The following is a 17,455-nucleotide window of genomic DNA, read 5'->3' as shown; positions in this document are numbered from 1 at the left end:
TTACCGGTGTAGGTCACGCCGAAAGTCGGCACCACGCCGATGGTGTTTTCGTCGCAGGCTTCAATCATGCGTTTCGGGTCCATAAACAACTGACCGGGGCGCATAGGGATCTCACGCAGCTCCACATCCCAGTAGCGGGCGAATTTATGCCAGCAGATTTGTACCGGACCGCACACCAGGTTTGGTTTGTTAGTCGGCTTACCTGCGGCTTCCATACGCTTGCGCCAACGCCATTTCATCGCCATCCCGCCGAGCATACAGGCCTCGGAAGAACCAATGGTGTTGGTGCCAACGGCCTGACCATTTTTCGGCGCAGGCGCATGCCACAGATCGGCAACCATGTTTACGCAACGCAGGTCGATGGCTGCAGATTGCGGATATTCTTCTTTGTCGATCCAGTTTTTGTTAATGGATAAATCCATCAACTTGTGGACATTTTCGTCGTCCCAGGTCTGGCAGAACGTTGCCAGATTCTGACGAGCGTTGCCATCAAGATATAACTCATCATTGATAATCTGGAATGCGACATCATCGCGCATTTCGTGCAGCGGAAATCGTTTTGATTCTGCAATAGTGGAAATAGACTTAGCGCCAAAACGTGAATCGAGTAATTCCGACCTTAAATCCGTTACTTGCTTCTTATCCATTTTAAACTCCTTAAAATGATTGGATCGCATTAAAAAAGTAGGATTTATCGATAAAGTAAGCAAGTGCAAAGGTCTTGTGTTTAAATAACAAAATCCTAATGTTATTTATCGTGAGATATTATGGGAAAAATATATTTACGTTAAAAAACAATAGCGTAGGGTGTTATGGATTGTAGTGTGGTGTTGTATGTCATTATTTTGACGCGCTTTCTAACTCTGGTGAATTATCACATAAAAATTAGCCCTTAAAATATCATTATTAGTACTCGGTTGTTATTTTGAACGCATTCATAAAATTATTATATAAAATAACGTCTGTTGCTAAAACCCCCGCCAACGATATGTTGACGGGGGACGTCATTATTTTGGTAGTAATACTCCGGTAAAGGTATTCACCGGATGAGAAAGATATTGTTTAACCGTAGTGTTAACATTATCTACCGTCATTTGTTTCAATAATTGCTCCTGCGCAGTCCATGCGGCAGGATCGTCATATTGAATAAGACTATTTACAATGGTGTTCGCTAATTGTTGAACGCTACGCTGTTGGATATCGAGGCTGCGCTGAACGTTTTGCTGGTATTCGTTCAGTTCTTGCTTACTGATCCCTTTAGCCAGACGCTTAACCATCACTTCATTCGCTAACGCTAACAGTTCTTCATGCCGTTCTGGTTGACAAGTAAAAGCCAGCAAATGGGTGATATCTTTGGCCTGAGGATCAACCGAGAGGCGAGAAGAAACGCTGTATGCCCCAGATGCCTGTTCACGAATATTAATGCGCAGATCTTTAGCCAGGGCAACGTTAAAGGCATCCAGCGCCATACGTGTCGCCAGATTAATAGGTGTCCGGGAATCATAACGATTCCACAGTGAAACCTGTGCCACAGGTTCATTTTGTTCTTCTACAGTAATCGATGCGTTGTCCGTCGCGCGAGTTAATGGTTTACCTGCGGCTAATGGCGAATCAGAGTGTTTTATTGATCCTAAGTAACGCGTAATTAACGGCAGAAGTTTGTCTTCTGCGACATTACCGACAACGACAAACGTGATATCCGCTGGAGATGAAAATAACTGGCGATCGGCTGCCAGCGCGTCTGCGGCAGTAAATTGTGCAATCTGTTTTTCTTGCAGTAATTTCGTACGGTCATCAGCATAGCGCTTCTCATACATCTGCTGGGCGAATTTCTCTGCTGGACGCTGGTCGAGCGTTTTCAACGCCTGAATTTGAGCATTTTGTAGCGATGCCCAAATATTGTCATTAATCGTGCTGTGAGTGATTCGCTGGTTAATCAACTGGAAACCAGGTTCAGGATTATTAGCCCGCGCGCTCACGGAGAGCAACGTATTCAGCCCACTGACTTTGCTGCTCATGGTTACCGAGTTTTCCGCACTCCAGCGTTTCAGGCTGGAAGAGGAGAGATCACCAACGCCGCTGCCACTCACCGCTTTATTTGCCAGCGAGATAAGTGATTTTTGCTCCGCAGGGAAACTTAAATCACCTTTATTAGATACGGCAATAATTTGTAGCTTTTGCTCTTCACCCGCTGATTTTGCCAGAATAACCCTGGCACCATTAGAAAGTGTTAATGATGTCAGATTCTCAGCCAGCGTTTCTTTACTGCTAATTTCCGCCTGTGGGTCAGCGTCTACTGTTAACGATAAATTTCTGCCTGGGAAGATGTAAGCCGCCAGCTTTTTGTTGGCGTACTCTTTTTCCAGCGCCAGGATAGCCGCAGGAGACAATGCTTTTTTGGCGGCAACTTCATTGTTTACCATTTGCTCCCAAAATGCGTCCTGGTTCTTTCTTAGCTGCTGCCATTTTTCCGCCAGACTTTGCACGGTAATTTGCGACCACAGACGTTTCGAAAGTTGGTATGTCTCTTCCGGCGACAAGAACGGCGTATTATTTAACGAGCTGGACGCCAGGCGACTGGTCAGCATACGTAAATCGCGTTCAGCTTGCTGATCAACCGCATTTTTCAGCCAGGTTAGGCGGGTAGTTTTAACATCGTCGAGTTCTTCAGCAGAAAAACCATGTTGATCGAGGGTTGCCAACTCTGCCATTAATGCATTCGCAGCATCCTGCATATTATTGTCACGTGCATTTACACGGAAAAACAGCGACTGATAATCGGGTGCAATTTTAACGCTGCGCGCAGTGCCACCAGAAATAGTCTTCAATTCGCCCGACTGTATACGTTCCTGCAGACGTTGATTGAACAGCTGAACCAACATGCTCCATTCCGCTTGTTCGATAAAGCTTTGCTCATCGTTTACTTGTACCAGTGGCAGGCGATAATAGAGTGCAATGCCGTTCACCCGGTTTTCTTTATCATTAATAATATTAAAGCGTAGATTGTTTTCTGCTTTTGTCGGCCAGACGCGATTCTCAGCTGCTTTATTAGCCGGGAGCTTACTTAAATTATCCTTTATCAGCGCCAGCGCTTCTTTACTGTCGATATCGCCGACCACAATAAAGGTCATATTATTGGGTTGATACCAGCGTTGATAAAACTGGCGCAATTGTGCCGGTGTGACTGTGGCAACAGTATCCATCAGGCCGATAGGTTCACGGTCTAAATTACGTGTATTTGCCAAAAGAAAAGGGCGGCGCGCCTGAGATGTACGCCATTTCGCATCCTGATATGCACGCCATTCCTCAGTAATTACGCCGCGTTCAGCGTCTACTTCAAGTTTCTCAAAGGTTGCGGCATTACTCCATTCACTGAAGATTGCCATCACTTGTTTCAGATTTTGTTTCTGCGTAGTCGGCAAACTTACTTGGTACACCGTTTCGTCATAGCTGGTATAGGCATTAACATCGCGACCAAAACGCAGGCCCATTGACTCAAATGTTTCGATGACTTTATTACCCGGCCATGTTTTTGTGCCGTTAAACATCATATGTTCTACAAAATGAGCCACACCGCGCTCATTGTCTTCTTCCTGCAATGAACCGGTATGAATTTGCAGCCATAAATTTACCTGATCCTTTGGTTGAGCATGCGGATAAATCATGTATCGCAAGCCATTGTCCAGTTGCCCGGTAATTAACTTTTCATCCTGCGGTAAGGCGGCGGCAATCAGTCGCCCGGGGAGCAACAGAGTTGCCACTAACGTCAGTAAGAAACAGAGGTTTCTCATAATTATCTCCATGCGAAAACCGGGCGAATTTACCCGGTTAAGTAAAATCCGAACTATTAAAATTTCATGCTGACATCAAGCCAGAAAGTACGGCCACTGGCGTAGGTCGCCACGCCGGTATTCGTTGTATCAACAGCGGTTTTGCTATCCAGTACATTGAGAATATCGGCACTGATCGTCAGGTTTTGTTGTTTCAGAAATTGTGGCGTCCAGGACAAGCGGGTGTCCCAGGTCAGGCTGCTATCCAGTTTTTCATCAACATACTGTTTGTAATCTGAATATTCGCTAATGTATTGCGCATTCGTTTTACCGAGGATAATGCGAGCTTTACGCGCTTCTTGCCAGGCCAGCGTATTCGCCCACACCAATCCGCTCGGTTGATGTGTGAAATCCATGTTTAAGGAGATCTTTAATGGATTATTAAAATCTGCCACCGGAACGCTATCGTAAGAAACCAGATTACCGTTATAGACCACCTGGTTATCACCGGTATTGCTCTCCTCATAACCATTGTTCAACGATAAGTTGCCCTTGCTCTTGATATAGCTAAAGACAACTTGCGGGTTAATATCTACCTGGCTGATATGCAGGGGTTCGGCCAGTTCAAAACTGAGGTTGAACGAATGCGTTTTGGTTTTACCGTCGTTGTTATATTCAGTAATGGTGGTTTTAGTCGCGCTGTCGGTACGACTGCTTTTGCTGATTTGATCATGCGCTTCACGGTAAACATAGTTTGCGCGCGCAATAACATTTTTACCGATTTTTTGCTGCAATCCCATTGCCAGTTCATTGTTATAAGGCGTTTTCAAATCCTGATAACGTGTCAGGGTTTTATTGCCTGATACCGATTCCGTCCAGCTATTGCGGATATCACGTAATCCCATATCAAGAATATTCCCGCCATAGTAACGGTTATAACCGGCGGTAATCATTGAGGTTTGATCAGCAAAAATATCCCATTCCGTCATAAAGCGCGGGGAGATATTGTGGTTTGACAGATAGTTGTCATAGTCATACCGCACGCCGGGCATTAACGACACATTACGCCAGTTAATGCGATCCGCCATATACAGCGTGTAATTGTCTATTCCCAGGCTGCCTTTACCTTTATGGTAAATGGTATGGTTAGTTTTCTTTCCGGCAGCATTAATCACATAGGATTCAGACTGGTTATGGCGTTCAGTCCATGCATCGGAATAGATGTATTCCGCGCCGAAGTAGGGTTGATGCGAAACATTACCCACGGCGAATTTTTGCCAGTCAAGGCGTGTTTTGAAGGTGTAATTATCTACAGCCTGGGAAATGTGTCCTAATCCGCCACGGGTGCAACGCCCTGAAATATCACCATATGTACATGAAAGTTCGGTGTACCAGATGTCATGATCGTGACGGGTATAATCACTAATATGATCCCAACCAACGGTGGTACGCAGTTTGGCCCATGCGAGCTGGGTATCCATATCCCATGCCAGACCATAGGATTTATTACCCATTTCGCGATCAGACTCCGGGAAGGTGCTGGTATTATAATCACGGCTGGAGCCGGTATATTTTAAGGTTAAATCGTGGGTAAAGCGGTCGCTGGCAAACCAGGTAAATTTGCTCAATGCAGTATCGATAACGTTTTTATACTGTGCCCTGCCGGCGACAATGCCGTCATTCGAAACATAATCCGCGCGGATGATATCAGACTGGCGGCGCGATAAACCGGCGGTAACGCCAAAGTTATCAGCGAGTTCCTGATTAAACGACAAGGTATAAAAGTTCTTTTTAAAATCTGGAGAGTAATAAGTACTTCCTGAAGAACCTTGATTAAATGCGCTCTTGTTATTCTCATCGATATGCGATGTTAACCAGTCCGAACGCGTAGTGCGATAACCCAGTTTCACGCTGCTATCATCAGCGTTGAAGCGTTTGATCTTTGCATCAATTACCCCGCCATTGAAGCGGCCAAATTCAACCGGCACAAAACTGTCATAAAGCGTCACATTGTCCAGTAAGCTGACATCAAGATAATACCCCTGTGACATCCCGCTAATATTGGTTGCACTACTGGCATCGGACTCATTCGCTGGGTTCAGGTTATTCGTTGCACTAATACCGTCAATCAAATAGGCATTCTGGTAGGGCGACGCACCGTGAATAGAGATTTTCTCCGGGCGAATATCTCCCTGGTTCAATGAGGTACTTTGCGTTGAATCCATGCGTACCGCAGGGTTGGTTCTCAGCAGATCGCTGATATTGCCATTCCCGGTCGGTAAACGCTCGATGCTTTCACTGGTGTAATGCGTGTTGCCGTTTACGGGTACAGGGACAGGAGCATAGACCGTCATCTCTTCAAAAACATGCATGTACATATTTTTGTCATCGACGGCCTGCGCTACATCAGCGCCACATAAAATGACGCCAGGAATAAGAACTCGCTTCATTTATTTATATCTCCGTACAGCAGGGCTTTTATTGTTTTTATATAACCGCGCTAATGTCACAAATATCATCGACCAGGTTCCAGACACCAGGTTGATGTGTGACCATAATGACGCCGCTTGTGGGTAGTTTTTCACGTACTAAACGCAGTAAACGGATAGCCTCTTGTTCCTCAAGATGAGAGGTAGTTTCGTCAAGAAATATCCATTTCGGACGTCGTAAAATTAATCGTGCCAGCGCGATACGTTGTTTTTCGCCGCTGGAAAGAATATCTCCCCAGCGATCGTGATCATGAATACGCGCAGCCAATTTCCCCAGACCAACCTGATGCAGTACTTCGCTCAACGATTTATCGTCTACGGACAGGGGAAGTGATTTACAAATAATCTCTTTCAGTAAGCCGGTTTTGATTAACGGTGTTTGTGACACATACCAACTGTCAGCAGGAGAAGAAATATCACCTTTAAACCACGGCCAGCAGTGGGATAATGTTTTAAGCAGTGTGGTTTTTCCCGCACCAGAGTAACCTTTCAGCAATAGCCATTTGCCTGGCGAAACATGAAAGTTCAGGTTCTCTAATATGATCTTATTATCAGGAGTACGAATACTCGCGTCAGCCACTTGTACCGCATGTTGGCAATTTTTAGGCTTATTCGTAGGGCGCTGTTCGGTGAGTTGATGGAACTCATACAAGCGATCGATAACCGCAGCCAGTTCAGCAAGTTCATCATATTTATAAATAAACCAGCTTAAATTGTTCGATACCAGCATAAATGCCTGGCGTGATTTCATCAGTCCGCCCAGATTGATCTGTCCGCTAATAAACTGCGGCAATAACAGAAAGTAGGGAAGAACGCTAAGCGAGCGCGAATAAATATTCTGCCAGTAATCAAGCCACCGCTGGCGATTCATTAAACGATGCCAGTTCTCTTTAATGATATGAAAATTTTCGCTCAACTCCTGGCGTTGTAGAGATTCAGCATTGCTTAGCGCAATCAGTTCTGCCTGCTTATTATGCTGCACAAGATTAGTTCGAAATGTCGCTTCGCTACGTTGTTTTTCCACATTAAGCGGACGAATACGTTTACCAACCTTATGGGTAAATAAAGTTCCACCGATCACAATGAGCACGACGGTATAGACCATATACCCCTGGATATTCCATTCTGTTCCACTAACAGTGAATGAGAGCGTACCCGCGCTTTGCCAAAGAATAACGGTAAAGGTGATCAGCATGCTCAGTGACTGGATGAAACCAAATGAAAGGCTGAGCGTTTTGCTGATCAGTAAGAGAATGTCTTCAGCGATACGTTGGTCAGGGTTATCTGTATTTTTATGCTCGCTGTAGATCTGCGTGAAGTAGTAGTTTTTATCTGCAAACCAGCGATTAAGGTAGTAATCCGTTAACCATTCGCGCCAGCGAATAGTCAGTAGTTTAATTAGCCACGTTTTGTTTACGGATATTAATACAAAGATCCCCAGCAGGGCAGGGAACCAAAGGATAAGCTGCCAAAGCTTATCAGTTTCTTTCTGGCTTAGCGCATTGAAAAAATCATTATTCCAGTCGTTTAACCAGACCTGAATTTTAACCACGCCAAGGATCATGGCGAGGATAATAATGATTAACAACACTGAAGTTTTATTATTCTTACGCAGCCAAAAGGGCTTCAGCAGACAGAGATACTTTGCTATCAACATACAAAACGTAATGGGAATGGTTATCATTAGCGGAAATTGATTGTGCCATCCAATGATTATCTATGGCAATGATTTACTGATGAAATTTATTTAAGTATCATTTAACAATATGAAATATAAAGAAATATTTCATTTTCAGTGGTTATGGTTATGCTATTGATAATCAAGGATATTGCTAATACCCTGACGCATACCAAGTAAGCCAGGATTTTCGCAAGGGAAGATGATGATGACGAAACACCCGACAGGAATTTATGTCGGGTGCCTTGTTAAGGTCATAAGAAGGAGGCTAAGACTGGAGCTAAGAGGGAGCGTTATTAATTATTCTCCATTTGTCTTGCAACATCCATAATGTGGTAAAGCGGTACTCTGTTCTTAGCTAACTCCACCATGGCGTTCATATAAGGCACCATGGTTGAAAAAAGGATTTTATAACCTTCACAAAAATAGGAAACAGTCTCATTGTTTACTTTAGTAATACGATGCTTAGGACAACCGCCATTGCAGATAGGTTTATATACACATTGCTGACATTTCGCTGAAATCTGTTTTTTTTGCGCTGTCAGTTGAACACTATTCATCGTTTTGAGTTCAGATTTATTAATGTTTCCAATTTTGTACTGTGGATAGACAAAATGGTCGCATTCGTAAATGTCTCCATTACTTTCAACAACCAGATTATCCTTGCAGGACTCCTGGAAAATACAACTGGTATGCCCATTCCCCAAAAAACGGCTGACAAAGCTTTCAAACTGACGGATGAAAATTTCACCCACATCGTTTTTAACCCATTGCATAAAAATGGTTGACATAAACTTGCCATAAGCCGTGGGAGGCACAGAAAAATCAATGATACGAAATGTGTTCTCACTATGACCACTGAAATCAATATTCGGCGTCCCGGTTTCGAGCAATTCGATAAATTGCATATGTTTACTGCCGATAGATTTTAAAAAATGATAAACCTCAAGAGGGTAATGGACATTAACGTTATTAATGACGGTTAACGTATTAAACTCTACTTGATATGATTTCAGACGCTCGATGGCTGCTATCACTTTTGCAAAGGTACCGTTACCTGAATTACTGCGTCTGTAATGGTCATGTAGCTCCTGGGGTCCATCGATCGAGATACCAACCAGAAACTCATGTTCTTTGAGAAAGGCACACCATTCATTATTCAATAAAATGCCATTCGTTTGTAATGCATTAAAAATACGTTTTTGGCCTGCATAGCGTTGTTGATAGTGAATAACTTTACGGAAAAAATCCAGGCCAGCCAGAGTGGGTTCACCACCTTGCCAGGTAAAATAGACCTGATTGCCAGACGCTGCGATATATTGTTTGATGAACTCTTTCAGAGTGCTGTCATCCATCCATTTTTCATGAGTAAACTGCGACTCTTTTTCAAGATAAAAGCAGTAATCACATTTGAGATTACATTGAAAACTGGAGGGCTTGGCTGTAACGTGCATCGCTATCTCGCTCAATAAGGCGGCGGAAAAATCCGCCGCATGAAGGTTTAGTTATTTCGCTTCGCTTAGTGCTTTCTTGATATTGTTAAACTTCTCCTGATTTACCTCGCTAAGCGGTGGCTGGCTGTTGTCGATAAACTCTCTTACCACGCCTTGCATCTCTTTAACGACCTGCGGATTGGCGGCAGCAAGGTTATCTTTTTGCTGTAGATCCGTCAGTTTGTATAGACCTAACTGATTATTTTCTACTGTATAGACAAGCGAATAATCGTTATTTCTCACCGTATAAGAGAATTGGCTTAAGTCCTCGGTGTTGGGGTTATGCGGGTAATCGTCTGACTGATGGCGGACAAATTTGTGGTAATTATCCCAGAATGGAATATTTTCCTCATCAAACCAGTGAGAATAAGATGTTATCCATGTCAGATTTTTATGTGGCTCACCTTGTTTCTTATCTTGCAACCAGGGCAGCAATGAAACACCATCCAATTTTAGCTCTTTTGGAATGCTGATATCGGCTGCATCAAGAGCTGTCGGGTAGAAATCCATTGCGGAAATCAGCTTGTCATAATTACCGGGCTGAAGTTTTCCTTTCCACCACATAAACATTGGTGTATGGGTACCGCCAGGATAAGTCTGGCTCTTATAGCCTTTTTGCGCTCCGTTCAGCGGCAGAGGACCATCGATAACTGCACCATTATCGGAGGTAAATAGAATAATTGTATTGTCATACTGTCCGTTTTTCTTTAGTTGTTCAAGAATGCGTTTTACGCCCTGATCAACAGAATAAACGGAAGCGTAGTAGTTATCTGCTGTTTGGCTACCGGTATTAAATTGCTTCTGATATTGCTCTGGTGCAGGGTTGTCGTTTGGCAGGTGCGGAGCATTATAAGCCAGGTAAAGCATAAAAGGCTGGTCAAGTGTTTTAGCACGATCAACAACGCCAATTGCCTCATCGGTTAACTGATCGCTGATATAACCTTTTGCGGGGACGCGCTCACGATTTTTGAACAGAGAAGGGGAGTTATAATATGCCGTTCCTGCAGCGTGGAATCCCATAAAGTAATCAAAACCACGGTTTTGAGGTTGCCATTCTTCCGCAGAAAATGTGGTGAAGTTGTCATGATAGTCACGCGTTTGTTTATCTTCTGGTACTGGCACATTACTGATTTTTGACAAGTGCCATTTACCTACTGCTGCAGTGTAATAACCATGATTCTGGAATAATTCAGGCAAGAAAGTTTCTGTCAGCGGAATACCATCCTGAGCATCAGTATTGGAGTACACACCAAAACGAGCGGGCGCTCGACCGGTCATTATTGCGGCGCGGGAGGGACCGGAAACCCCGTGCGCCACATAGCCGTTAGTAAAACGTACACCTTCATCCATTAACGAAAGCAGTGTTGGCGTCGATTTTGATGCAGCTTCAATGGCTTTATCTATCCCTATTTTGTAGGTATCGACAACTTCACGATTTTCCATTGTTTTTGGGTCAAAAGAACCCTTATCAAAAGGAAGTTGTCCATAACCCAGATCATCCATGGTCAGTACGATGATATTTGGCTTTCCTTTAGTGCTGTATTCAGTCGGCGTAAAGTCTGAGAAAGCAACGTTTGTTTTAGTTGCTTTCAGCTTTACATCATCTGCCGCATGAGCGGTAAATGCAGCCATACCAGATGCCAGTATCAAAGATATCGAGGTACTTACGACACTTTTCTTCAATGCAGACTTCATAAATGTTCCTCTTCTTATTGTACTTAATTCCAAAGTAATTTTACGAAGAGAAATAAGATGATGTAAGTGAAGTGAGTCACATAAAGAGATAGCAGATTTGGCTAAAAAAAGAGAAACAACAGTCTAAAAAGCGTTGACATTGCTTTCTGTTGAGCCAAGTAATTTCTCAATGCTAAATATCTAACTAATTGATATTTAGTGTATTTATGTGTTTTGATGGCAATTTATTGCATTGGGATCATAAATAAATATGAAACAGATTATTTAGATACATAAATATGTGATGTATATCACCAATTCTCATCATGAAATACAATTCGTAACGACAGATTGGGGCAGGTAATAGCTGCCCCTTTAATTCTTACTTAGCGTTTGTAGTTGACTATACGTGAGCGAATAATCAATTAGCCAAAGCATTCATCGTGTTGCCCGTGTTCATATTCGTGTGCCTTTGACAACGGTACTCCTTTGAAACTCTCTTTGGACTGTTGCCGAAATGTTTGCGGAAAGCATAAATAAAATAAGATGTACTGGCATAACCACATTTTTCGGCAATTTTATTGACTGAACCTTCTACGCGTATCAAATTTTTTGCGTGTTGCATTCTGGCATCTAAAAGAATTTGTGAGAATGTCGTTTGCTCTTGCTTTAGTTTTTTCTTCAGCAGGCTTTCACTAATATACAGGCAATCACAAATATCTTTTAGTTTCCATGGGTGTGCCAGCTTCATATTGACAATGTTTCTCACTTTCCCTGATACGGATAGCACACCGTTAGTTAATAGTGTAATGAAACCTTTGCATGCGGCAAAAATAGACAGGCAAGAAAAAAGCAAAAGTTCTGAAAAATTATGATGATTGCGTTCTTCCGAGTTGAGATAAGCAATCATTTCATTAAGCAATCCAGTCGGTACATTTGAAGCACGTAAAAACTTCGCAGGAACAGGCACCGTCACTGTCTGGATGTTAGTGCATTGTAGATATTTTTTAATGGTATTTTCATTAAATCCGATTTCTTTAAAATGCCGCTCATAAGGTTCAAAATGCGTACGAACAGCGTTATCTACCATCAAGATCTCGCCGTCAGAGAAGGCGTAATCTTTATCTAAAATGTTAGCGTTGAAGGCATGATGAATAAATATAACAGAACAAACGAGCGACATTTTATCTCCTTAAAACAATAAAGTTTTTATCGATACTTTTTTAACATTTCATATTTATAATTTGCTGTTTATTTTCAGTCTTGCAAACTATTGATAATGAAATGTGTAAGATCTCTTGCAATGCGACCCATTTCTGAAATATCCAGCTGATCAATTGCCGAAAAAATGGCTATCAACGTAAGTGTCAGTAATAAGACAACCACAATTACAGACATGATTTCTTTATAGTTGTCTCTTTGCGTGATTTTGTTTTTCACTGTGGTCGCATGCATTTCAAATATGTTTATTTAGCGGATAACGTTAAAAATCGTTAATCAGTATGCTTAATATAACAGGCTGGAAAAAAGAGGAAATAGGACTGGTGCTTCAGTACTGAGCGGAGTTTCTTACAGCTGTAGGCGGAGGTATATATCTTATAGCGAGCAGTTTAATTTAGCACATGTGAGTAAATTGCGCGACAATGGTCAATGAGGAATTCTTCTGCTGTGCGGATGACAGCAGAAGAAATGAGGAGGCGAATTAATTTGATGGTTCTAATTCAACCGGAATACTTTTATAGCCAGGAATGCCACTTAATGGATCGTGGTTATCAAGTGTTAGCATGTGATTCGATTCTGGAAAATAGGTCACCAGTGAGCGGTCAGCCATAGGGTAAATGACCACTTTTAATCTATCCATGCGGCGTGAGCTGCGCTTACCGTCTGGCGTAAGCGCAATAAGATTAACTCTTTCGCCGTTTTTTACACCGCAAACTTTAGCTTGTTTAGCACTCATGAAGACCACATCTCGTTGACCGAATACCCCTCGATAGCGGTCATCCATACCATAAATCGTCGTATTGTACTGATCGTGACTGCGCACTGTCGCCATGACCAGCTTACTGTTAAACGCCGAAGAGGGATCTTCTAACAACCCTTTACTGGTAATAAAATTAGCCTTACCTGACGACGTCAGCCAGCGCCTTTCAGCAGCTGCGTTTATCAGGTGAAAACCACCAGGATGGCGGATGCGCTGGTTATAGTCGGCGAACTCTGGCAGCACAGCTTCAATGTCATTGCGAATGCGATCATAATCTTCCACCAGATGCTCCCAGGCCACCACGCTCTGGGGGAGCGCTGCCTGCGCGATTCCCGCGACCACAGCACACTCTGATTTCAGCATGACACCTGCGGGTTTTAACACGCCACGCGAGGCATGAATCATTGACATTGAATCCTCAACGGTTACCGCCTGCGCACCGCTTTTTTGCATGTCAATCTCGCTACGTCCCAGAACCGGCAGAATATAGCTATGCCGTGCAGTCAGCAGATGTGAGCGGTTAAGCTTTGTGGCAACGTGTACCGCCAGATCTAATTGCGTTAACGGTACAGCGCTCGCTTCCCGATCTGGCATTGCCAGTGCAAAGTTGCCCCCCATGCAGATCAATGCTCGAGCTTGCCCCGTACATATTGCTTGCATGCTGGCGATTGCAGCATGTCCAGGTGCATGAGGTGGGGTGAAGCCATAGCGCTCACCCAGGCGAGCCAGAAACTCTGCAGACGGTTTCTCGGTGATACCGACGGTTCGGTCGCCCTGTACATTAGAGTGACCACGTAGTGGGCAGATACCCGCACCAGGCTTGCCAATGTTACCCTTCATCAACAGCAGATTGACAAGTTGCTGTACGTTCTGGGTACCATGTTCGTGCTGAGTGATCCCCATTCCGTAACAGATAATGGTTCGTTCGGCAGCGGCATATGCATCAGCAAGTTCGGCGATTTGTGTCTGACTTAGTCCAGAAATACGTTCGATATCTTTCCACTCGGAATTGAGAACGTCACGGCGTAGCTCGTCAAAGCCGACGGTATGCGTTTGAATGAATTCGTCATCCAGCAATGAGGGCCGACCCGCAGCACTTGCAGCATCATCGCGCTCAATTAACAGGCGCATCATCCCCTTTAGCAACGCCATATCGCCACCAATGCGCACATTATAGTAAGCACTAGCCAATTGAGTCTCGGAGTTCGTCAGCATTTCAAACGGGTTCTGTGGTGCGGTAAATCGCTCCAGGCCACGCTCCTGCAGAGGATTGATGGCAATCATTTTCGCTCCCCGTTTCACTAAAGCGCGCAACGAAGTCAGCATGCGAGGGTGGTTTGTACCAGGGTTATGCCCAATGCAAATGACTAAATCGCATTTCTCAAAGTCTTCCAGTAACACGGTCCCTTTACCCACGCCGATACTCGCTGCCAAACCTACGCTGGTCGGTTCATGGCACATGTTTGAGCAGTCGGGAAAGTTATTGGTACCGTATTCACGGGCAAAAAGCTGATAAAGAAAGGCAGCTTCATTGGAAGTGCGGCCCGAAGTATAGAATTCAACCTGATTTGGATCACTATAACTTTGAAGACGTGCGCCAATTTCGTCGAAAGCTTGTTGCCAGCTTAATGGCTGGTAACAGTCGCTGACGGCATCATATTTCAAAGGTTGAGTGAGACGCCCCGCAGCCTCGAGTTCGTGATCTCCCCAGGTAAGTAATGATTGAACCGTATTCTCAGCGAAAAAAGAGGCATTCACCTGCTTATCGGTGACTTCCCAGGCGATTGCTTTTGCGCCGTTTTCACAAATGTCGAATGACGCGCTGTGCTTAGGATCTGGCCATGCACATCCTGGACAGTCAAAGCCTTCTGGCTTATTCATGTCAAACATGGCAATCACTTCCTGGCGTATATCCATCTGCTTACGGACTGCATTCGCTACAGATTTGACAGCCCCCCAACCACCGGCAGCTCCCTGGTAGGATTCAATTTTTTTCTTCATCAGCTTATCCTGTGTGGAAATGAATTATTAGGATTTGTAATAGCGATGATGCGCAGTATATATAATGGGTTTATCGGCCATTTGGATATATGAGAGTAGGGGGCTACTCTCATTCTATTTTTAACTCATTATCGTCAAATAACAGAATAGTATAAATGCGATAAGTTAAGCATCATCTCTCATAGTCTTTAAGTTAACATACTTTTCAATATATAAAATAAGACTCTGACTTCAATTGTGCGCGGATTTTCTTACAGGTGTAGGATAATTTCTTTCAGGAAAGAATTATCCGCGTAATTTTAGTGAATGGAAAGCACAACCTAAAGTATAACAGGGTCAACATCACAATTATTCATAGATAAATGTAACGCCAATGACTGACTGTACTGCTCCAGCTGCGACCTTGCTTCCTGTCTGTCCATAAGTTGCACTTAAGCCCAAGGGTTCTTTGCTTTTATTTACAGTTCCCAGGGAGACATTTTCTCCCGTAGCCAGTATTTTTCCATTACGCATCAGGGAGACACCGACTCCTGATGCTTTTGTTGCGTCAGGTGCTGTATTAGCAAACACTTGTCGGGCACTGTCAGTGGTAGCGCCCGAAAGATAAAATGAGAGCTTTTGCTCACTTGAGCAATATACGCCCAGGGGTATTTCTGCGCTTCCAGGAAAGTCCGGGAGACTCACTGTGACATTACGACTATCAACGGTACAGCCGCCCGTTGGCATAACAACACTGTTATTTGAAATAATATTCCATGTAAAGTTACGCGGATTTCCACTTCCTAACGTTGCAATTTTATACATATGAATGCGAGCAATAACTTCTCCCGCGTTTATAACAACGCCACCGGCCGCCCCGACAGGGGTAATATAGAGTTTTAACGGTAAGGGCATCGGTGTCTTATCACCAATATCCAGCACGTTGGTATTTGTCGTCAACGGAAAGGGGTAGGTCACATTATTCCAGTACAGCGATCCTTTATATGACTGTAGGGAGCCTGCGAAAGCTGAGCCTTGTACTAAGTTAATATGATCTGTGTCGTACCAGCCGCCGTAATCATTCCAGCAACTTATATGCTGAGACAAATCTACAACCAGATTCTGACCTGGTTGAATGACAGGATCGAGATTAACATACACAGAAGTTGTACCTGCGCCAATACTTGACCCACCATCAACATTACAACTGAAGGCGAAGACTTTACCTGCCATCAAAAGAAAATAAATACTGAACAGGACATTTATACTAATTTTTTTTCCCATGATAAATCCTTAGGTTAAAAATTGATTTAAAAAAGAGGCTTATAAAATCGAATCGATGTTATTGCCAGGTATAGATCACATTGATTAGCGCCTCGATCGTTCCCTGGCTTGCGTTTCCATTCACCGTGATAGCTCTTGCCTTAAGTGGAAACTGTGCATTACGAGTGATCTCATCAACAATAACCGTTTTGCTATCGCCATTTTTTAACGCAGCATCCTGGTCATCCCTCAGCTCTATCTGAATATTTTCGGCACTACCTTCATTTTTGTAATAACCCGTATTGTCAATTGAACCTGTTACGATTGCCGTCACTGCACTTGTTTCAATCGGACAATCGGTTAATGATAAAGTAATATTGTGCCAGCCAGATGCAGAACCTGGTTGTTGCAGATTGCGTGTATAAAGATCCCCGAGATTAACGCTAGCCTCTTTGGTTTGAATAGTGCAGGGTTTAGCAACTACCCGACCATTAACAGTGATAGTGACATCAGCGGCCTGAAGAGTTGCTGAAAATAGCGCACAGAGCGTAGCCAACAGAAGTCTTTGGAAAGTTCTATTCATATCTGACTCTGATTATTGAAATTCAAGGGTAAATGTTGCCGAAGCGCTAACCAGTCCTGGATTGACGGACTTTTGTGTTGACTTCAAACGGGCCGAGTAAGGCAAAATATTATCCTGATCAGGAGTCAGAGGGATCCACTGCATTCCGGTATGAAGGTCATTTATTTTTACTGGGCGCATATTTCCGTCCAGAATTTCAATACCCAAACCGGAAGCAGAATTGCTTCCTTCATCCAGTTTCAGCAGAGTATTATTTTCTAAATCCTCTATCCCGCTAAATGCAACCCGAACCCCCGTAGTCCCTTTGCTACATTCACTTAACGTAATCTGGAAAGGAACGGTTGGACTTGTGCTTCCAGTCGTTGGGAATTGCCTGGCACTGTGTTTTTGTAGGTCTACGGTAAAATTAAGCGAATCAGATGAAACTGTGCAGCCATAATCCAGGACGCGCCCGCTAATTTTAATAACGCTATCTGCAGATAAAGCAGAATAGGTGGTTAACCCCAGACATAAACCGAGGAAAATAATGCTATTGTGTTTCATA

General features: G+C 43.6%; 13 protein-coding genes. 1 reads left to right on the top strand and 12 read right to left on the bottom strand.

Annotated elements, in window-relative coordinates; genetic code table 11:
* From BGE37_RS21560 to BGE37_RS21545, 4 genes are all read right to left on the bottom strand, one after another.
* Positions 1-647 (bottom strand): pyridoxal-dependent decarboxylase (locus BGE37_RS21560; RefSeq protein WP_236943080.1); only part of this gene is annotated, 647 nt, incomplete at its 3' end.
* 360 nt (positions 648-1,007) lie between these two features.
* Complete coding sequence (locus BGE37_RS21555) at positions 1,008-3,791, bottom strand: M16 family metallopeptidase (protein WP_170881797.1); 2,784 nt, start codon at positions 3,789-3,791, stop codon at positions 1,008-1,010.
* Positions 3,792-3,847: 56 nt separating this feature from the next.
* The gene (locus tag BGE37_RS21550; protein ID WP_088542358.1) at positions 3,848-6,220 is read right to left on the bottom strand and encodes a TonB-dependent receptor plug domain-containing protein; all 2,373 of its coding nucleotides are present in this window, start codon (positions 6,218-6,220) and stop codon (positions 3,848-3,850) included.
* A 37-nt stretch (positions 6,221-6,257) separates the two neighbouring features.
* Entirely contained in the window at positions 6,258-7,943 is a 1,686-nt protein-coding gene (locus BGE37_RS21545; RefSeq protein ID WP_105277023.1) for an ABC transporter ATP-binding protein/permease, read from the bottom strand.
* 202 nt (positions 7,944-8,145) lie between these two features.
* Here BGE37_RS21545 and BGE37_RS25245 point away from each other — a divergent pair, with 202 nt between their 5' ends.
* Positions 8,146-8,268, top strand: a complete 123-nt coding sequence (locus BGE37_RS25245) for a hypothetical protein (protein WP_123008810.1) — start codon at positions 8,146-8,148, stop codon at positions 8,266-8,268.
* Here the strand turns inward: BGE37_RS25245 and BGE37_RS21540 are convergent.
* From BGE37_RS21540 to BGE37_RS21505, 8 genes are all read right to left on the bottom strand, one after another.
* Positions 8,234-9,391, bottom strand: a complete 1,158-nt coding sequence (locus BGE37_RS21540) for an anaerobic sulfatase maturase (protein WP_105288428.1) — start codon at positions 9,389-9,391, stop codon at positions 8,234-8,236. The two genes, BGE37_RS25245 and BGE37_RS21540, sit on opposite strands and share 35 nt — an antisense overlap.
* Positions 9,392-9,442: 51 nt before the next feature.
* On the bottom strand, positions 9,443-11,125 hold the full coding sequence (locus BGE37_RS21535; protein WP_105277021.1) for a sulfatase-like hydrolase/transferase: 1,683 nt from the start codon (positions 11,123-11,125) through the stop codon (positions 9,443-9,445).
* Between the two features lie 400 nt (positions 11,126-11,525).
* The gene (ydeO, locus tag BGE37_RS21530) at positions 11,526-12,287 is read right to left on the bottom strand and encodes an acid stress response transcriptional regulator YdeO (protein ID WP_032303032.1); all 762 of its coding nucleotides are present in this window, start codon (positions 12,285-12,287) and stop codon (positions 11,526-11,528) included.
* 74 nt (positions 12,288-12,361) lie between these two features.
* A complete protein-coding gene (safA, locus tag BGE37_RS21525) occupies positions 12,362-12,559 on the bottom strand; it encodes a two-component system connector SafA (RefSeq protein ID WP_085458752.1) in 198 nt (65 codons plus the stop codon).
* 247 nt (positions 12,560-12,806) lie between these two features.
* On the bottom strand, positions 12,807-15,086 hold the full coding sequence (gene ydeP, locus BGE37_RS21520) for an acid resistance putative oxidoreductase YdeP (protein ID WP_000726741.1): 2,280 nt from the start codon (positions 15,084-15,086) through the stop codon (positions 12,807-12,809).
* Positions 15,087-15,434: 348 nt separating this feature from the next.
* Positions 15,435-16,349, bottom strand: coding sequence for a fimbrial protein (locus BGE37_RS21515; protein WP_105288427.1), 915 nt, complete (start codon positions 16,347-16,349; stop codon positions 15,435-15,437).
* Between the two features lie 58 nt (positions 16,350-16,407).
* Positions 16,408-16,911 (bottom strand): fimbrial protein, encoded by a 504-nt coding sequence (locus BGE37_RS21510; protein ID WP_105288426.1) that lies wholly within the window; start codon positions 16,909-16,911, stop codon positions 16,408-16,410.
* A gap of 12 nt (positions 16,912-16,923) precedes the next feature.
* Positions 16,924-17,454: a fimbrial protein gene (locus BGE37_RS21505; RefSeq protein ID WP_000682251.1), complete on the bottom strand. Its 531-nt coding sequence runs from the start codon at positions 17,452-17,454 to the stop codon at positions 16,924-16,926.
* Position 17,455: the final 1 nt, after the last annotated feature.

This window comes from Escherichia sp. MOD1-EC6300, from assembly GCF_002965045.1.
GTDB classification, from domain to species: domain Bacteria; phylum Pseudomonadota; class Gammaproteobacteria; order Enterobacterales; family Enterobacteriaceae; genus Escherichia; species Escherichia coli_F.
Note: the sequence above shows the minus strand (reverse complement) of the source record. Positions and strands in the feature narration are given on the sequence as shown.

Excerpts from the sequence above, each read along its gene's own strand:
- BGE37_RS21555 (WP_170881797.1), bottom strand. The coding sequence starts at position 3,791 with ATGAGAAACCTCTGTTTCTTACTGACGTTAGTGGCAACTCTGTTGCTC.
- BGE37_RS21550 (WP_088542358.1), bottom strand. The coding sequence starts at position 6,220 with ATGAAGCGAGTTCTTATTCCTGGCGTCATTTTATGTGGCGCTGATGTA.
- BGE37_RS21545 (WP_105277023.1), bottom strand. The coding sequence starts at position 7,943 with ATGATAACCATTCCCATTACGTTTTGTATGTTGATAGCAAAGTATCTC.
- BGE37_RS25245 (WP_123008810.1), top strand. The coding sequence starts at position 8,146 with ATGACGAAACACCCGACAGGAATTTATGTCGGGTGCCTTGTTAAGGTC.
- BGE37_RS21540 (WP_105288428.1), bottom strand. The coding sequence starts at position 9,391 with ATGCACGTTACAGCCAAGCCCTCCAGTTTTCAATGTAATCTCAAATGT.
- BGE37_RS21535 (WP_105277021.1), bottom strand. The coding sequence starts at position 11,125 with ATGAAGTCTGCATTGAAGAAAAGTGTCGTAAGTACCTCGATATCTTTG.
- ydeO (WP_032303032.1), bottom strand. The coding sequence starts at position 12,287 with ATGTCGCTCGTTTGTTCTGTTATATTTATTCATCATGCCTTCAACGCT.
- safA (WP_085458752.1), bottom strand. The coding sequence starts at position 12,559 with ATGCATGCGACCACAGTGAAAAACAAAATCACGCAAAGAGACAACTAT.
- ydeP (WP_000726741.1), bottom strand. The coding sequence starts at position 15,086 with ATGAAGAAAAAAATTGAATCCTACCAGGGAGCTGCCGGTGGTTGGGGG.
- BGE37_RS21515 (WP_105288427.1), bottom strand. The coding sequence starts at position 16,349 with ATGGGAAAAAAAATTAGTATAAATGTCCTGTTCAGTATTTATTTTCTT.
- BGE37_RS21510 (WP_105288426.1), bottom strand. The coding sequence starts at position 16,911 with ATGAATAGAACTTTCCAAAGACTTCTGTTGGCTACGCTCTGTGCGCTA.
- BGE37_RS21505 (WP_000682251.1), bottom strand. The coding sequence starts at position 17,454 with ATGAAACACAATAGCATTATTTTCCTCGGTTTATGTCTGGGGTTAACC.